15 protein-coding genes and 3 tRNA genes are annotated in these 15960 nt (G+C 66.9%); 11 read left to right on the forward strand and 7 right to left on the reverse strand.

What is annotated here, in order from left to right; genetic code table 11:
- From ABB30_RS13550 to ABB30_RS13570, 5 genes are all read left to right on the forward strand, one after another.
- The coding region (locus tag ABB30_RS13550) for an SPOR domain-containing protein (protein WP_211263491.1) at positions 1–353 on the forward strand (353 nt) is incomplete at its 5' end.
- Positions 354–419: 66 nt separating this feature from the next.
- Positions 420–1184 carry a CvpA family protein gene (locus ABB30_RS13555; RefSeq protein ID WP_057638848.1) on the forward strand — a complete coding sequence of 255 codons (765 nt, stop codon included), beginning with the start codon at positions 420–422 and terminating at the stop codon, positions 1182–1184.
- 46 nt (positions 1185–1230) lie between these two features.
- Positions 1231–2694, forward strand: coding sequence for an amidophosphoribosyltransferase (gene purF / locus ABB30_RS13560; protein WP_057638849.1), 1464 nt, complete (start codon positions 1231–1233; stop codon positions 2692–2694).
- Between the two features lie 5 nt (positions 2695–2699).
- Positions 2700–3539, forward strand: coding sequence for a ferritin-like domain-containing protein (locus ABB30_RS13565; RefSeq protein WP_152980750.1), 840 nt, complete (start codon positions 2700–2702; stop codon positions 3537–3539).
- 134 nt (positions 3540–3673) lie between these two features.
- Positions 3674–4117, forward strand: coding sequence for a COG3650 family protein (locus tag ABB30_RS13570; RefSeq protein WP_152980751.1), 444 nt, complete (start codon positions 3674–3676; stop codon positions 4115–4117).
- 72 nt (positions 4118–4189) lie between these two features.
- On the opposite strand, the gene lpxH is transcribed toward ABB30_RS13570, so the two are convergent.
- From lpxH to ABB30_RS13600, 6 genes are all read right to left on the reverse strand, one after another.
- Positions 4190–4939: a UDP-2,3-diacylglucosamine diphosphatase gene (gene lpxH, locus ABB30_RS13575; RefSeq protein ID WP_057638851.1), complete on the reverse strand. Its 750-nt coding sequence runs from the start codon at positions 4937–4939 to the stop codon at positions 4190–4192.
- A gap of 46 nt (positions 4940–4985) precedes the next feature.
- Positions 4986–6512: an exopolyphosphatase gene (gene ppx, locus ABB30_RS13580; RefSeq protein ID WP_057638852.1), complete on the reverse strand. Its 1527-nt coding sequence runs from the start codon at positions 6510–6512 to the stop codon at positions 4986–4988.
- 54 nt (positions 6513–6566) lie between these two features.
- Positions 6567–8651: a polyphosphate kinase 1 gene (gene ppk1 / locus ABB30_RS13585; RefSeq protein WP_057638853.1), complete on the reverse strand. Its 2085-nt coding sequence runs from the start codon at positions 8649–8651 to the stop codon at positions 6567–6569.
- Complete coding sequence (gene phoR / locus ABB30_RS13590; protein WP_057638861.1) at positions 8648–9985, reverse strand: phosphate regulon sensor histidine kinase PhoR; 1338 nt, start codon at positions 9983–9985, stop codon at positions 8648–8650. The genes ppk1 and phoR overlap by 4 nt, the downstream gene beginning before the upstream one ends.
- Before the next feature lie 97 nt (positions 9986–10082).
- Positions 10083–10772 (reverse strand): phosphate regulon transcriptional regulator PhoB, encoded by a 690-nt coding sequence (phoB, locus tag ABB30_RS13595; protein ID WP_057638854.1) that lies wholly within the window; start codon positions 10770–10772, stop codon positions 10083–10085.
- A gap of 72 nt (positions 10773–10844) precedes the next feature.
- Entirely contained in the window at positions 10845–12479 is a 1635-nt protein-coding gene (locus ABB30_RS13600; RefSeq protein WP_057638855.1) for a M48 family metalloprotease, read from the reverse strand.
- Between the two features lie 152 nt (positions 12480–12631).
- On the opposite strand from ABB30_RS13600, the gene grxC reads away from it, so the two are divergent.
- From grxC to ABB30_RS13615, 3 genes are all read left to right on the forward strand, one after another.
- Positions 12632–12904, forward strand: a complete 273-nt coding sequence (grxC, locus tag ABB30_RS13605) for a glutaredoxin 3 (protein WP_057638856.1) — start codon at positions 12632–12634, stop codon at positions 12902–12904.
- Entirely contained in the window at positions 12901–13296 is a 396-nt protein-coding gene (locus ABB30_RS13610) for a carboxymuconolactone decarboxylase family protein (protein WP_057638857.1), read from the forward strand. Before grxC ends, ABB30_RS13610 begins: the two co-directional genes overlap by 4 nt.
- 133 nt (positions 13297–13429) lie before the next feature.
- On the forward strand, positions 13430–14434 hold the full coding sequence (locus ABB30_RS13615) for an isocitrate dehydrogenase (protein WP_057638858.1): 1005 nt from the start codon (positions 13430–13432) through the stop codon (positions 14432–14434).
- A gap of 205 nt (positions 14435–14639) precedes the next feature.
- Here the strand turns inward: ABB30_RS13615 and ABB30_RS13620 are convergent, their stop codons facing one another.
- Positions 14640–15401 carry a Bax inhibitor-1/YccA family protein gene (locus ABB30_RS13620; RefSeq protein WP_057638859.1) on the reverse strand — a complete coding sequence of 254 codons (762 nt, stop codon included), beginning with the start codon at positions 15399–15401 and terminating at the stop codon, positions 14640–14642.
- 151 nt (positions 15402–15552) lie between these two features.
- Here ABB30_RS13620 and ABB30_RS13625 point away from each other — a divergent pair.
- The 3 genes from ABB30_RS13625 (at position 15553) to ABB30_RS13635 (ending at position 15861) form a co-directional block, all read left to right on the forward strand.
- Positions 15553–15629, forward strand: a tRNA-Pro gene (locus tag ABB30_RS13625).
- Positions 15630–15671: 42 nt separating this feature from the next.
- Positions 15672–15748: transfer RNA gene (locus ABB30_RS13630), tRNA-Arg, on the forward strand.
- A gap of 36 nt (positions 15749–15784) precedes the next feature.
- Positions 15785–15861 (forward strand) — tRNA-His (locus ABB30_RS13635).
- Positions 15862–15960: the final 99 nt, after the last annotated feature.

Raw genomic sequence — 15960 nt, forward strand, 5'->3', positions numbered from 1 at the left:
CCCAGACCCCGGCCCCGGCCCCGGCACCCGCTCCGGCGGTGGCGACCCGTCCGGAGCCGGCCAAGACCACGCCGGCCGTACCGGCGCCGACGCCCGCCCCGCGTGCCGCCGCTGGCGGGGTGGGTTGGGTGGTCCAGCTCGGTGCCTTCTCCAACGCCAGCGAAGCCAATGCGCTGCGTGACCGTACCCGCAGTGCCGGTTTCAGTGCCTTCGTTGAACAGGTGCCGTCCGACCACGGCACCCTGAGCAGGGTGCGTGTGGGCCCGGTGGCCAGCCGCGAGGCCGCCGAGCAGCTCAAGGCCCAGCTCGCCGCACGTACCGGTACCAGCGGCATGGTGCGCCAGCATCCCTGATGCCGCGCCAGTTTGTTCCAGGCGCAGGGGGCGCCGTTCCCACCCGACGCCATGGAGGCCTGAGCCATGTTTGACCTGATCCTGCTTGCCATCATCGGCATATCCGCCCTGCTGGGCTTGATGCGGGGCTTTGTCGGCATCGTCGTCGGTGCCGCCAGCTGGCTGCTGTCCGGCTGGGCCTCCTTCCAGTTCGGTGCCGATGCCGGTCGCTGGCTGGCCGAAGGCCAGGCGGTGCGTGCCAGCCATATGCTCGGTGGCTATGTGCTGGTTTTCATCTGCGTGATGGTGGTGGTGTTCATGGCAGGCTGGGCGGTGCGCAGCGCCATGGAATCGATGCGCCTGACCGGTACCGATCGTGCCCTGGGCTTTGGCCTGGGGGCCCTGCGCGGGGTGTTCTTTGCCGCCGTGCTGGTGGTGATGGCCAGCTTCACCCCGTTGCCGCGTGAACCGGTCTGGCAGCAGTCACACGTGTTGCCCGTGGTCAGCCCGGTGGCCAGCTGGATGCGCTCGCAGTTGCCGGACCTGAGCGTGCCGGACATGCCGGCCCTGCCGGGGCTGGACCAGCTGCCCGGGCTGGGTGGGATGGACTTGTCGGCACTGGGACAAATGGGCGTGGGCAAGGACGCCGGCACAGGCGATAATGCCGCCCTCAACGACATCCAATTGGGCAGTGGGATGGAACAGATGGTGCGTCAGGCGCTGGGGCAGAAGCCGGCGACGACCACCACGCCCGTCCAGCAGGACCCGGCCCGGGTGCTGCCCGCCAATATTGATCCGGCGCAGGTGCGTCCGGCCCAGGACCCGGCACGGGTCAACGCTCACGGCCATTGATGGGCCAGTCCCTTGGTTACTGTATTTCCGCGGAGAACGCGCAAGCATGTGTGGCATTGTCGGAATTGTTGGCAACTCGAACGTCGCCGGTCAGCTGTATGACGGCCTGACTGTCCTGCAGCATCGTGGCCAGGACGCCGCCGGTATCGCAACGGCAGACGGCACCCGCCTGCGCGTGCACAAGGGCAATGGCCTGGTCCGCGACGTCTTTGACGAAACCCGGATGTCGATGCTGCGCGGCCACGTCGGCATTGCCCATGTGCGCTATCCCACGGCCGGCTCGGCCGGCATGGATGAAGCCCAGCCGTTCTACGTCAATTCGCCCTACGGCATTGCCCTGGCCCACAACGGCAACCTGATCAACACCGAGGCCCTGCGCCAGCAGGTGTTCGAGGCGGACCGCCGCAACATCAACACCGATTCGGACAGCGAAGTGCTGCTGAACGTGTTTGCCTACGAGCTGGATGCACAGCGCATGCTCACCCCGGAAGCGGCGATCCGCGCCGTGGCCGGTGTGCACCGCCGCTGCAAGGGCGGTTATGCGGTGGTCTCGCTGGTGCTGGGCCTGGGCCTGGTCGCCTTCCGTGACCCGCACGGCATCCGCCCGCTGGTGCTGGGCAAGCGCGCAACCGAGGCCGGCGAGGAATACATCGTGGCCTCCGAATCGGTGGCGCTGGATGTGCTGGGCTTCACCCGCGTGCGTGACATCGCCCCGGGCGAGGCACTGGTGATCACCAACGAGGGCCAGCTGCACAGCGAGATCTGCGCCACCGCGACCAAGATGTCGCCGTGCATCTTCGAATACGTGTATTTCGCCCGCCCCGATTCGATGATCGACAACGTCTCGGTGCACAAGGCGCGCATGCGTATGGGCACCAAGCTGGGCGAGAAGATCCTGCGCCTGAAGCCGGACCATGACATCGACACCATCATCCCGATCCCGGACACCTCGCGTGACGTGGCCCTGGAGATGTCCAACGTGCTCGGGGTGAAGTACCGCGAGGGCTTCGTCAAGAACCGTTACGTCGGCCGTACCTTCATCATGCCCGGCCAGGGCGAGCGGGTGAAATCGGTGCGCCGCAAGCTCAACCCGATCCATCTGGAGTTCCGCAACCGGGTGGTGCTGCTGGTGGATGACTCGATCGTGCGTGGCACCACCAGCCAGCAGATCGTGCAGATGGCCCGCGATGCCGGTGCACGCAAGGTCTATCTGGCCAGTGCCGCGCCGCCGGTGCGCCATCCCAACGTGTACGGCATCGACATGCCGGCCGCCGAGGAGCTGGTGGCCCATGGCCGCAGCGTGGAGCAGATCCAGGCCCACCTGGGCTGTGACTGGCTGATCTACCAGGACCTGGAAGACCTGGAGGCAGCGGTGCGCGAAGGCAACCCGGCGCTGACCCAGTTCGATTCGTCCTGCTTCAATGGCCAGTACGTCACCGGCATCGAGCCGGGTTACTTCGAGCGTATCCAGCAGCTGCGCAACGACGGCGCCAAGCAGCAGCGCGGCTGAGCGGGATGGACGTGGTGGATGTGCTGATGCCCGATGCCGGCGGTGACCTGTACGCCGCCGCGCAACTGTGCCTGGCCGAAAGTGACCCGCCGACCAAGGCGGCGATGACGCGGCACTTCGCGGCGTTGTACCGCGACGGGCGTCTGAAGGCGCCGGCCAATGCAGCGGCGCCCGAGCCGATCCGCATGCCCGGGCGGCCGGCGACGCTGGAGCTGGTCCACCCGAGCAAGCTGCCGCGCCGTGGCCTGGGCTCGGTGGCCGGTCGTGCGGCCTTCATCCACGCCATTGCCCATATCGAACTCAATGCCATCGACCTGGCCTGGGACGCGGTCTACCGCTTCCGTGGCCTGCCGGCCAGCTTCACTGCTGACTGGGTCAGTTGCGCCGATGACGAGGCGCGCCATTTCGGCCTGCTGCGTGCGCGCCTGCGTGCACACGGGCATGACTATGCCGATTTCCCGGCCCACAACGGGCTGTGGGAAATGTGCGAGAAGACCGCCCACGATGGCCTGGCCCGGATGGCCCTGGTGCCGCGCGTGCTCGAAGCGCGAGGGCTGGATGTGACCCCGGCGATGATCGGCAAGTTGCGCGGGCTGGGCGATGAGGCCACCGCCGATGTGCTGGAGATCATCCTGCGCGAGGAAGTGGCCCATGTGGCCGCCGGCACCCGCTGGTACCACTGGTATTGCCGCCAAGCCCGGGTCGAGCCACGGCCACGCTTCCGAGAGCTGCTCATCGAATATGCCGGCGGCTACCTGCATGGCCCGTTCAACGATGAAGCCCGCCTGCTGGCCGGGTTCGACGAAGACGAACTGTTGCTGCTGGTCGAGCCGCCCACGGCCTGAGCCTGGCTCTTGCCGCAGCCCGTCGCACGGTACGGGGCTTGTCTGCCGGAAGCGCGGGCTGTTCACCATGCAGCGCCCCTTGCACGCCGCATTCATGGCATGGTGCTGGGCACATGCACGCAAGGAGACGGGTGATGTTGCAACGACTGATGTTGTTGGCAGGAATGCTGGGCCTGGCTGCCTGTTCGCGGCCGGCCACTGAGGAGGCGGCCGCGAACAGGCAGCCACCACCGGCGCCGCCGGCGCCGACCTCGGCAGCGGTGGATGCGGCCGCCGCCAGCGCCTTGCCTCTGAAATTTGTCGCCTTCGGCAACGAGCCGTTCTGGAGTGTGCGGGTGGATGGCGACGCGTTGCACTGGAGCTCGCCGGAAAACATGGACGGCATCGATTTCACCGCCAGCACCGAGGTGCTGCCGTTGCAGCGGCGCTACAACGGCCAGCTGCAGGGGCAGGCGGTCAGCCTGACCCTCGGTGCCGGGCCGTGTTCGGATGGCATGTCCGACCAGGTCCATCCCTGGCGGGTGAGCTGGAGCATCTATGGGCGCGTGCTGGAGGGCTGCGCCCGCGTCGCCGATTGAGCCGGCCCGCTCCGCCCTGATGACAAAGGCCCGCTTCTGCGGGCCTTTGCTATTGCTACACCGGCGGCGGTCTCAACCGGGCAGGGGCAGCTGCTGCAGGGCCATGCCATCGGCATCCACCTGCAGGATCGAGCCCTGCTCATACCAGTCACCCAGCACCACCCGGGTGCAGGTGCGTCCATCGACCTGGTGGTAGTGCAGGGCCGGGCGGTGGGTGTGGCCGTGGATCATCCGGGTGCAGCCGTAGCGGGCGAAGTCCTGCTCGATCGCGGCCGGGGTGGCGTCGGTGATCGCCTCAAACATCGCCTGGCTGCTGTCCTTCATCGCCTCCTGGCTGGCCGCGCTGGCCTGGCGGGCCTTGTTGGCGAAGGCAATGCGCTGGGCCGGGGTCTGGGCCAGGAAACCGGCAATGAAGGCCGGGTCGCGGGCCTGGGCCCGGAAGGCCAGGTAGGCGGTGTCATCGGTGCACAGCAGGTCACCGTGCTGGATGATCGTCGGCGTACCGTACAGGTCCACAACCGCCGGGTCCGGCAGCAGGCGCATGCCGCTGCGCCGGGCATAGTCGGCCCCGAGCAGGAAATCACGGTTGCCGTGCACGAAATACACCGGCACCCCGGCCTGGTGCAGGGCCTGCAGGGCATCGGCAATGGCATCGGCTGGCGGCTGGGTGGCGTCATCACCGATCCAGGCTTCGAACAGATCGCCCAGGATGTAGATCGCCTCGGCCTGCATGGCCGGCCCGTGCAGGAAGGCCAGGGCCAGCGCAGTGACCTGCGGACGGCTGGGATCCAGGTGCAGGTCGGAAAGAAAAAACGTACTCATGGCGGCATTGTAGCGAGCGGCCCCGGGACGGGCCTGTGCAGGTGGTTCAGGTCAGCTCGGGCTGCAAGGTGAAGCCGAGGCTGGCACTGGCCTGGATTTCCCCCTGCAGGTCGGCCTGCAGCAGCGGCCGGGCTTCCAGGTAGGCCGCATCCAGCTGCAGCTGCAGCACGTTGTCATGGCAGTGCAGCCACAGGCGCGGGATCGGATCGGCCTCGTGCGAACGGTGCAGCAGCACGGCGATGCGCAGCAGTGCGGTCAGCCGGCGGGCGGTGGGCAGCAGGCGGTCGGGCAGGGCATCGAAGGCCGACTTGCCCACATTGCGGCGATGGCTGCGGACCAGGGCGGCCAGCATCTGCTGCTCCTGGCGCGAGAAGCCGGCAATGTCCGAATGCTCGAGCAGGTAGGCGCCGTGGCTGTGGTAGCCGTTGTGCGAAATGACCAGGCCGATCTCGTGCAGGCGGGCGGCCCAGCGCAGCATCTGCGCATCGTCCGCTTCCAGCTGCCAGTCATCGGCCACCTGCTCAAACAGGGCCAGGGCGGTGTCTTCCACCCGCGCCGCCTGCTCGGTGTCGATGCCGTAGCGCAGGCTCAGTGCGGCCAGCGAGGCATCACGCAGGTCATTGTCGCCGTGGCGGCCGAGCAGGTCATACAGGATGCCTTCGCGCATGGCGGCCTTGCTGACGTTGAGCTTTTCCAGGGCCAGGGCATTGAAGGCCGCCTCCAGCACCAGTACGCCACCGGCAATGATCGGGCGGCGGTCGGCCGACAGCCCGGGCAGGTCGATCTCGTCCACATGCTTTGCCTGCAGCAGCGCATCGCGCAGCTGGGGCAGGGCGGTGGCGGTGATCGCCCCCTTGGACAGTTTCATCTTCTGGCAGATCTCGCTGATCGCCTTGTGGGTGCCCGACGACCCCACCGCCTCGTCCCAGCCCAGCGCGCGGTAGCGGCTGGAAATGGACTGGAATTCGGCGCCAATGGTGTTCAGCGCATCGCGCCAGCGCTTGCGGCTGAGCTTGCCATCGGGAAAGAAGCGCCGGGTGGAGGCAATGCAGCCGGCCTGCAGGCTCTCGCGTTCGATCGGTTCAAAGCCGCTGCCGATGATGAACTCGGTGGAGCCGCCACCGATGTCGATCACCAGCCGGCGCTGGCCGGGCTTGGGCGGCTGGGCATGGGCCACGCCCAGATAGATCAGGCGGGCTTCCTCGCGGCCGGACACCACCTCGATGGCGTGGCCCAGGGCGGCCTCGGCCGGGTCGAGGAAGGCGCGCGGCTGGCGCAGCTTGCGCACCGTGTTGGTGGCCAGGGCGCGCACGCGCACATTGGGCAGGTCGCGGATGCGCTGGCCGAAGCGGGCCAGGCAGTCCAGCGCGCGCTGCTGCGCGTCGGCGGAAATGCCGCCCTTGCCATCCAGGCCATCGGCCATGCGCACGGTTTCACGCAGGCGGTCCACCACCCGCAGCTGGCCGAGCAGGTAGCGGGCGATGACCATGTGGAAGCTGTTGGATCCCAGGTCGATGGCGGCCAGCAGGTCGCCGTCCTGTAGCGGTTCCGGGGTCTGGAGAGAATTGGGCATGGCGCCATGGTAGCCGAAGGCCTGTGCCCGGCGTCACCGTTTGCCGGCCCTGTTTCAGATCCCTTCCAGCAGCGCCATCTGGGCCGAATGGGGCGCCTGGCCGGGCCCGGGTGAAACGGCCACATAGCTGCCGTCAGCCTGCAGCTCCCAGGCGTTGAGGTTGTCGCGCAGGTAGTTGAGCAGCACTTCGTTGTACACGCGCTTGGCCAGCTGCCGGTCGCGGACCGGGAAGCAGGTCTCCACCCGGCGCAGCAGGTTGCGTTCCAGCCAGTCGGCACTGGCGCAGAACAGCTCGGCTGCGCCGTCGTTGCCGAACCAGTAGACCCGGCTGTGTTCCAGGAAACGGCCGATGATCGAACGCACGCGGATGTTGTCCGAGACCCCGGGCACGCCCGGGCGCAGGGTGCAGGCACCGCGCACGATCAGGTCGATCTGCACCCCGGCCTGCGAGGCGGCATACAGCGCACGCACCACCTGCGGCTCGTTGAGGGCATTCATCTTGGCGATGATCCGGCCCGGGCGCCCGTCCAGGGCATGCTCGGTCTCGCGCTCGATCCGGGCCAGCACCCCGCTGTGCAGGCTGAAAGGGGCCTGCAGCATGCACTTGAGCTTCATCTTCGGGCCCAGCCCGGAGAGCTGCTGGAACAGCAGGTGCACATCGTTGCCGATGTCGGCATCGGCGGTGATCAGGCCCAGGTCGGTATAGGCGCGCGCGGTGCCGGAGTGGTAGTTGCCGGTGCCCAGGTGGACGTAGCGGCGCAGCTTGCGGCCTTCGCGGCGCACGATCAGCAGCATCTTGGCGTGGGTCTTGTAGCCGACCACGCCATACACCACCTGCACCCCGGCCTCCTGCAGGCGGTCGGCCTGGCTGAGGTTGGCTTCCTCGTCAAAGCGCGCGCGCAGCTCCACCACCACGGTGACGTCCTTGCCGTTGCGCGCGGCCAGGATCAGTGCATCGACGATGGCCGAGTCCTTGCCGGTGCGGTACAGGGTCTGCTTGATCGCCAGCACTTCCGGGTCCACGGCGGCCTGGCGGATCAGCTCCAGCACGGTGGAGAAGCTGTCAAACGGATGGTGCAGCAGCACATCGCGGCGCGAGATGGTGTCAAACAGGCCTTCCGGTTCCACCGCCACGCGCTGGACCAGGGCCGGGTATTTCAGGTCCGGGCGGTCGACCAGGTCATATACCTGGATCACCCGGTTGAGGTTGACCGGGCCATCGATGTAATAGGCGGCGTTGTCGGGCAGGCTGAAGTTCTTCAGCAGCTCGCGCACGATCGGGCGCGGGCAGTCACTGGCAATCTCCAGGCGCACGGCCGGGCGGTAACCACGGGTGACCAGCTCGTCGCGCAGGGCCAGGGCCAGGTTCTCCACCTCGTCCTCGTCCACGATCAGCTCGGAGTTGCGGGTGACCCGGAACTGGTAGGCGCCCTGTACCTCCATGCCCGGGAACAGCTCTTCGACGAAGGCCGACAGCACCGAGGACAGGAACACGAAGCCGTGCGGGCCGGCAATGCGCTCGGGCAGCTTGATGATGCGTGGCAGCGAGCGCGGCGCGCGCACGATGGCCATGTGCCCGGCGCGGCCGAAGGCATCCACGCCCTTCAGGGTGACCACGATGTTCAGGGTCTTGTTGAGGATGCGCGGGAACGGATGGGCCGGGTCCAGCCCCAGGGGCGAGAGCACCGGCAGGATTTCATGGCGGAAGTAGGCACGCAGCCAGCGCCGCTGACGCGCATCCCACTGGTCGCGGGCAATCACCTCGACCCCGGCCTCGGACAGGGCCGGGCGCAGCACCGTGTTCCAGCAGTCGTACTGCTGCTGCACCAGGCGCGCGGAGCGCTCGTGGATGGCGGTCAGGATCGCCTGCGGGCTCATCCCGTCCGGGGCGGTGGGCAGGCCGAATTCCTGGGCATGGCGCACGGTGGCGGCACGGATCTCGAAAAATTCATCCAGGTTGGTGCAGGAAATGCACAGAAAGCGCAGCCGCTCCAGCAGGGGCACACGCTCGTCCATGGCCTGGGCCATGACCCGGAAGTTGAAATCCAGCTGGGACAGTTCGCGGTTGATGTACAGCGCCGGATCGCGCAGCTGCTCGGGATCGGGGCGGGCTTGGGCGAGGTTTGGCGCAGAAATCATGGCGTGGCTGTTTCCAGGGGAAGAGCGTCGGTGTCATTGCGCACCGTGACATGGCTGGCATCGAAGTGGCAGGCAAACTCGCTGCCATTGCCGACCTCACTATGGATCACCAGACGCGCGTTGTGTAGGCCAAGGATGTGTTTGACGATCGACAGCCCCAGCCCGGTGCCGCCGCTCTCGCGCGAACGGCTGGAGGAGACCCGGTAGAAGCGCTCGGTCAGGCGCGGAATGTGCTGGGCAGCGATGCCGTAGCCGCTGTCGCGCACGCTCAGCACCGCAGCTTCGCCCTGGCGCTGCAGGCGGATCTGGATGCTGCCGCCATCGGGGGTGTAGCGCACCGCATTGCTGACCAGGTTGGAGAAGGCACTGTGCAGTTCGCGCACCGAGCCGCGCAGGTCCACGCTGGGGTCATCGATCACGCTGATCTGGTGACGGCCCTGGCTCAGGGCCTGGGCCTCGCGTTGCAGGGTGGCCAGCACCGGTGCCATCGGCACGCTGTCCAGCTCGCCCGGGGACTGCGCCTCCAGCCGGGACAGGGTCAGCAGGTCCTCCACCAGCTGGGTCATGCGCTGGGACTGCTTGCGCATTTCTTCCAGCATCGGGCCGGTGCCGGGGAAATCCTCCGGCTCCATCATGTCCAGGTAGCCATGGACCACGGTCAGCGGGGTGCGCAGCTCGTGGGAGACATTGGCCACGAAGTCGCGGCGCACGCGCTCCAGCTGCAGCAGCTTGGTCACATCACGCGCCACCAGCAGCCAACGGTGGTCCGAATAGGGCACCAGGCGCAGGTGCAGGCGGATGTTGGGGTCATGCGGCGAGGTCGCATCCAGAATCGGCTCGGCATGGCGGCCGGCCGCCAGCCAGTGGGCCAGCGGCATCGGCTGCAGGCGGGCGACCAGGGCACTGCCACGGTCGGCATTGCCATGCAGCCCGAGCAGGGGCAGGGCGGCCTGGTTGAACCATTCGATGCGCTGGGTGTTGCGGTCCACCACCACCACCGCATCGGGCAGGGCATCGGCGGCGGCGCGGTAGGCCTTGAGCATTTCCAGCAGGCGCCGCTTGCGGACCCGGGTCTGGGCCTGGTTGTGGGCCAGCAGGTTTTCCAGTGCGGTCCAGCTGTCATTGCCGGGCGTGGCCGGCAGGCGCTGACGCGACAGGCTGCGCAGGCTCAGGGCGCGCAGGCGCCAGTGCTGCCAGCCCAGCAGCACGATCGCCGCCAGTGCCAAGGCTGGCCACAGCAGCCCGGCCAGGGCGCCGAGCGCAGCGGCCAGGCCAAGCCAGAAAACAGAGAGGGCCAGGGTGGTCAGCCAGGCCGAGCGCAGGTGGCGCTGCATGTGGGGTGCATCCGACAGGTTCACGATGGGACAGTACCGCTGTCTGCCCGGGCATGGCACCCCCGTTGCCACAGGGCAGGGCGGGGAGCCGGCACGGTCAGGCCGCGGCGGAGAAGCGGTAACCGGCGCCGCGCACGGTCTGCACCATGTCCTGGGCGCCGAACGGCTCCAGGGTCTTGCGCAGGCGGCGGATGTGCACATCGATGGTGCGCTCTTCCACATATACGCTGCCGCCCCAGACATGGTCCAGCAGCTGGCTGCGGCTGTAGACGCGGTCCGGATGGGTCATGAAGAAGTACAGCAGGCGGTATTCGGTCGGGCCGATGGTCACGGCAGTGTCATTGCAGTACACGCGGTGGGCGGCGCCGTCGATGCGCAGGGCACCGACGCTGACATTGCCGTCCTCGTCTTCCTGGCGGTTGCGGCGCAGTACCGCGCGGATGCGGGCCAGCAGCTCGCGCGCAGAGAACGGCTTGACCACATAGTCATCCACGCCGGCCTCCAGGCCGCCGACCCGGTCGTTCTCCTCGCCACGGGCGGTGAGCATGATGATCGGGATGTCACGGGTCAGGGCTTCGCGGCGCCAGCGCCGGGCCAGCTCCAGGCCACTGGTGCCCGGCAGCATCCAGTCCAGCAGGATCAGGTCAGGCACGCGCTCGGCGATGGCGGTCTGCGCCTGGCGGGCATCGCCGGCATGCACCGGCTCGTATTCACCGCGTCGCAGGGCAAAGGCCACCATGTCACGGATGGCAGGTTCGTCATCGACGATCAAAATACGCTTGAGCACAGTGCACCGCAGGAGAGTCAAGTGGCAGCCGCTATTTGGCGACAGTTTGGTGACAGCACGATGACAGGGCCGTCAGCGCGGTTCCAGGTCGCGGTCATGCACGCCCTGGCGCTTGAGTTCAAGCACCTCGGGCATCAGGGTCTCGATGCGCGCATCGATGCGGGCCTGGCTGACATAGTCCAGCTGCTGCTGGTGCTTGAGGGTCTGCAGCTGCAGCAGGGCCTGCTCGGCACGGCCGCCCAGCCAGCTGGCCTCGGCATGGGCCTCGCCGGCACGAACCGGGTCACCGGCCTGTTCCCAGGCGCGGGCCAGCTGGCGGTACAGCTCCGGAGTGGTCTCGCCATCGCTGGTCAGCGGCCGCAGCAGGGTGATGGCCTGTTGGGCGGCGGCCACGCTGCCGCGGGCATTGAGGATCTGGGCGTGGGTCAGGGCCACGGCGCGGTTGCCGGGCAGGCGGTTGGCCGCGCGCTGCATGATGGCATCGGCCTGTTCGGCCTCGCCGGCGCGAGCCCAGGCCTGGGCGAGGGGGATTTCCAGCCACAGGTTGTCCGGGTGCTCGGCCAGCAGTGCCTGCAGTGACTGCGCCACCTGGCGGGCATTGCCACCGGCCTGCAGCCGGGCCAGGGCCACGCCATGGCGCTGGGCCGGATCCAGGCCATCGGCCTGGCGCTTGGCCAATGCCTCGTACTCGTTCAGGGCGGCGGCGGTGGTCGGCGCGCTGAGCACGCGCAGGCGCTCCTGGGCCCAGCGGAACTGGCTGCCCGGGGCCGGGCGGTCAATCGCGGCCAGGTCCAGGCTCAGGCCTTCAAGCCGGGGCAGCAGCGAGCCACGCTCCAGCTCGGGCAAGGTGCCGTCGGCGGCCGGTAGCGACGGGGCATTGCTGCCGGCACGCAGGTCCAGGGCGTGCTCCTGGCGGATCTGCTCGGCGCGTTGCTTGGCCTCGCTGATGCGGGTCACATTGACCGGGTGGGTGCGCAGGAATTCCGGGGTCTGGTAGCCGCCGGTATTGGAGCGGGTGGCCGCCTCCATGCGCTGGAAGGTGCCGGCCATCGCATCCACGTCGTAGCCGCTGCGGGCCAGGGTGCGGATGCCCAGACGGTCGGCTTCGGATTCATTGGAGCGGGTGTAGTTGATCTGGCGCTGCTGCATCAGGCCCATCGCGCTGGTGATCGAGGCCATGGTGGCTTCGCCGGCCGAACTGCCGCCGGCCTGCTGGGCGGCAATCACCGCGGCCAGCATGCCCAGCAGGATCGGGATCTGGTCGCGCTGGGCACGTTCCACCCCGCGCAGTACATGCTGCTGGGTGACGTGGGCCACTTCGTGGGCCAGCACCGCGGCCACCTCGTCCTCGCGTTCGGCCATCAACACCAGGCCGGCATTCATGCCGACATAACCGCCCAAGGTGGCGAAGGCGTTGATCTGGCGGTCGCGCAGCATGAAGAAGGTGTATTTCTGCCGTGGCATGGCCGAGGCTGCGCCCAGTGGCCGGCCGACGTTGTCCAGCCACTGGTCCATCAGCGGGTCATCGAGCAGGTAGCCGTAGTTGCGCAGCTCGCGTTTGAACATCGCGCCGTATTCGGCCTGCCGGGCCGGGGTGAGCAGTTCGCCGGCCGAGGAGCCGATGTCGGGCAGGCCCTGGGACTGGGCCTGTGCCGTGGACAGGCCCAGGGCAAGGCTGAGGGCGGTGGCAAGCATCAGGTATCGCACGGCGGTGGAGCTCCAGATCAGTCGAGCCAGTGGGCAAAGCCGGCTCCGGCAGGGGCGGTGGTCAGGGCAAGACACAGATTTCCAACGCTCATCATGGTCTTTGCCGTGCACCGCTACCATAGTGACAACAATCATCCCCCAGGAGTTCCCCCGTGAGCCAACCGGCCATCACCATTTATTCCACCCAGGTCTGTCCGTACTGCGTGGCAGCCAAGAATTTCCTCAACAGCAAGGGCGCGCAGTGGACCGAGGTGCGCATCGACCTGGACCCGGCCGAGCGTGAAAAGATGATGGCACTGACCAAGCGCACCAGCGTGCCGCAGATCTTCATCGGCGATGTCCACGTGGGCGGTTACGACGACATGATTGCCCTGCACCGCGAAGGCAAGCTGGAGCCGCTGCTGGCCGGGCAGGGCCAGGCATGAGCGGCAACGAGCAGGCCGGCAACGACCGCATTGCCGAGTTCACTGATTTCCGCAAGCGCATGAACGAGCGCATCCTGGCCGAGCCCAACCAGGTGGTGCGCCGCTTCTTCGCCCTGGACACGCAGACCTACCAGGCCGGCGCGCTGGATGTGAAGACCAAGGAACTGCTGGGCCTGGTGGCCTCGCTGGTGCTGCGTTGCGATGACTGCATCAGCTACCACGTGGCCCAGTGCAAGGACGCCGGGGTCAGCCGCGAGGAGTTCTTCGAAACTTTCTCGGTTGGCCTGGTGGTGGGCGGTTCGATCGTGATCCCGCACCTGCGCCGTGCGGTGGACTTTCTGGACCAGCTTGAAGGCGGTGCTGCGGCTCCCGCCGCGCATGACCATAGATGAACCTGCGACCAAGGTCGGTTTGGGCCAATCCTGCCGGATCGGGCATAATTGTCAGTTGAAACCGCTTTGACGGCCCCTTTGCCGTGCCTACGGCGAAGGGGCTGCAATTCCTCCCTGTTCGGAAATCCTGACAATGACCCAGACAATCACCGTTATCCGTGGCGACGGCATCGGCCCGGAAATCATGGACGCCACCCTGTTCATCCTCGACAAGCTGGGCGCAGGCCTGCAGTACGAAGAGGCCGACGCCGGCGTGGCCGCTCTGGAAAAGCATGGCGACCTGATGCCGAAGGTCACCCTGGATTCGATCGCCAAGAACAAGGTCGCCCTGAAGTCCCCGCTGACCACCCCGGTCGGTGGCGGTTTCACCTCGATCAACGTGTCGCTGCGTCGTCATTTCGACCTGTATGCCAACGTGCGCCCGGTGGTGTCCTTCCCGAACACCAAGTCGCGTTACGAAAACATCGACATGATCACGGTGCGTGAGAACACCGAAGGTGCGTACATCTCCGAAGGCCAGGAAGTCTCGGCCGACGGCGAAACCGCCGTGTCGATCACCCGCGTGACCCGCAAGGGCTCCGAGCGCGTCGTGCGCTACGCCTTCGAACTGGCCAAGGCAAACGGCCGCAAGAAGGTCACCGCCGTGCACAAGGCCAACATCATCAAGTCGACCTCGGGCCTGTTCCTGAAGGTTGCCCGTGAAGTGGCCGCCGATTACCCGGAAATCGAATTCCAGGAAATGATCGTCGACAACGCCTGCATGCAGCTGGTGATGCGTCCGGAACAGTTCGACGTGGTCGTGACCACCAACCTGTTCGGCGACATCCTGTCTGACCTGTGCGCCGGTCTGGTCGGCGGCCTGGGCCTGGCCCCGGGCGCCAACATCGGCAAGGACGCTGCGATTTTCGAAGCTGTCCACGGCACCGCCCCGGACATCGCCGGTCAGGGCAAGGCCAACCCGGTCGCCCTGCTGCTGGCCGCTGTCCAGATGCTGGAGCACCTGGGCCAGCAGGACAACGCCGAGCGTCTGCGCAAGGCCATCGTCGCCACCATGGATGCCAAGGACTCGCTGACCGGCGACCTGGGCGGCACTGGTTCGACCATGGAATTTGCCAAGGCCATCGCTTCGCGTCTGTAATCGACGCCAGCCATGCGGCAAGCAGCAAAAAGGCGCCTTCGGGCGCCTTTTTGTTTGCCCGATTGCTGGCGGCCGCGCGCTGCAGGGGAAGGCCGGCTGCCGCTGCCGCTGCCGCTGCAGCTGGGGCAGGGATGCCGGCCCCGGCGGTGCAGCTGTTAAAAGGGCGCCCGCAGGCGCCCTCTCGGTGTGGATCTGGCCGGTCCGATCAGTCGCGTGACTGCAGCTTGGACAGCAGGCGCAGGAATTCCAGGTACAGCCAGACCAGGGTGACCATCAGGCCGAAGGCGGCGTACCACTCCATGTACTTGGGCGCGCCGTTGTCCACGCCCGACTCGATGAAGTCAAAATCCAGCACCAGGTTCAATGCGGCGATCACCACCACGAACAGGCTGAAACCGATGCCGATCAGCCCCGAATCGTGGATGTAGGGGATGTTGATGCCGAACAGGCCCAGCACGATGGTGGTCAGATAGATCAGGGCAATGCCGCCGGTGGCCGCCACCACGCCGAGCTTGAAATTTTCAGTGGCCTTGATCAGGCCGCTGCGGTAGGCGGCAAGCAAGGCCAGCAGGGTGCCGAAGGTCAGGATCACGGCCTGCAGCACGATGCCGTCGAAGCGCGCTTCATACAGGGCCGAGATGGCGCCCAGGAACAGGCCTTCCACCAGGGCGTAGAGCGGGGCGGTGACCGGTGCCCATTGCTGCTTGAAGATGGTGACCATGGCCAGGATGAAGCCGCCAATGGCGCCGCCCAGCAGGTACAGCCTGGCGGCAGGCAGGGGCAGGCCGTTGGCATCCAGGCTGGCATGCCAGGAGAATGCGGCCGTCAATACGGCCAGCAGCAACAGCAGCCCGGTCTTGTTGACGGTGCCATTCAGGCTCATTGCACGGGGATCGCCGGCCAGCACGCGGCCGCTGTTCAAATCCAGAAAGGTGTCCTGTTTCAACGCCGGGTTGCCGCTGCGCATGTCGTCTCCTTGTATGACTCTGGCCGCTTGGAAGGCGGGTAGCCGGTCGAGCTTAGCCGAATTTGGCTTGTGTGAAAAAAACCGTTGACAGGTCGCTGGTGTCAGGACACAATGGCGTCTCTTCGGGGGATGACCTCGAGGGGTTCACCGCCGGGGTATAGCGCAGTCTGGTAGCGCGCCTGCTTTGGGAGCAGGATGTCGGGGGTTCGAATCCCTCTACCCCGACCAGTCCAACGCTCCCCAAGAGATTGGAACGCGACATTCAGCAGGGCGCCCGTAGCTCAACTGGATAGAGCACCGGCCTTCTAAGCCGGCGGTTACAGGTTCGATTCCTGTCGGGCGCGCCACTTCGCGGTGTTCGCGGCAGGATAAAAAATTCAATGGTGGCTGTAGCTCAGTTGGTTAGAGTACCGGATTGTGATTCCGGTGGTCGGGGGTTCGAATCCCCTCAGCCACCCCATTGATTCAACTGGTTCTGGAATATTCAGAATCAGGGCTTGCAAAAGCCACGGAGTGCACTATAATTTGCCTCCTGAGTTTCAGGGCTGTTAGCTCAGTT

It is taken from the genome of Stenotrophomonas ginsengisoli (genome assembly GCF_001431485.1).
Lineage (GTDB): Bacteria > Pseudomonadota > Gammaproteobacteria > Xanthomonadales > Xanthomonadaceae > Stenotrophomonas > Stenotrophomonas ginsengisoli.

Coding starts and splice junctions, on each gene's coding strand:
- ABB30_RS13565 (WP_152980750.1), top strand. CDS start 2,700: ATGGACGTGGTGGATGTGCTGATGCCCGATGCCGGCGGTGACCTGTAC.
- ABB30_RS13610 (WP_057638857.1), top strand. CDS start 12,901: ATGAGCGGCAACGAGCAGGCCGGCAACGACCGCATTGCCGAGTTCACT.
- ABB30_RS13570 (WP_152980751.1), top strand. CDS start 3,674: ATGTTGCAACGACTGATGTTGTTGGCAGGAATGCTGGGCCTGGCTGCC.
- ABB30_RS13555 (WP_057638848.1), top strand. CDS start 420: ATGTTTGACCTGATCCTGCTTGCCATCATCGGCATATCCGCCCTGCTG.
- ppx (WP_057638852.1), bottom strand. CDS start 6,512: ATGCCCAATTCTCTCCAGACCCCGGAACCGCTACAGGACGGCGACCTG.
- phoR (WP_057638861.1), bottom strand. CDS start 9,985: ATGCAGCGCCACCTGCGCTCGGCCTGGCTGACCACCCTGGCCCTCTCT.
- purF (WP_057638849.1), top strand. CDS start 1,231: ATGTGTGGCATTGTCGGAATTGTTGGCAACTCGAACGTCGCCGGTCAG.
- ABB30_RS13615 (WP_057638858.1), top strand. CDS start 13,430: ATGACCCAGACAATCACCGTTATCCGTGGCGACGGCATCGGCCCGGAA.
- ppk1 (WP_057638853.1), bottom strand. CDS start 8,651: ATGATTTCTGCGCCAAACCTCGCCCAAGCCCGCCCCGATCCCGAGCAG.
- lpxH (WP_057638851.1), bottom strand. CDS start 4,939: ATGAGTACGTTTTTTCTTTCCGACCTGCACCTGGATCCCAGCCGTCCG.
- ABB30_RS13620 (WP_057638859.1), bottom strand. CDS start 15,401: ATGCGCAGCGGCAACCCGGCGTTGAAACAGGACACCTTTCTGGATTTG.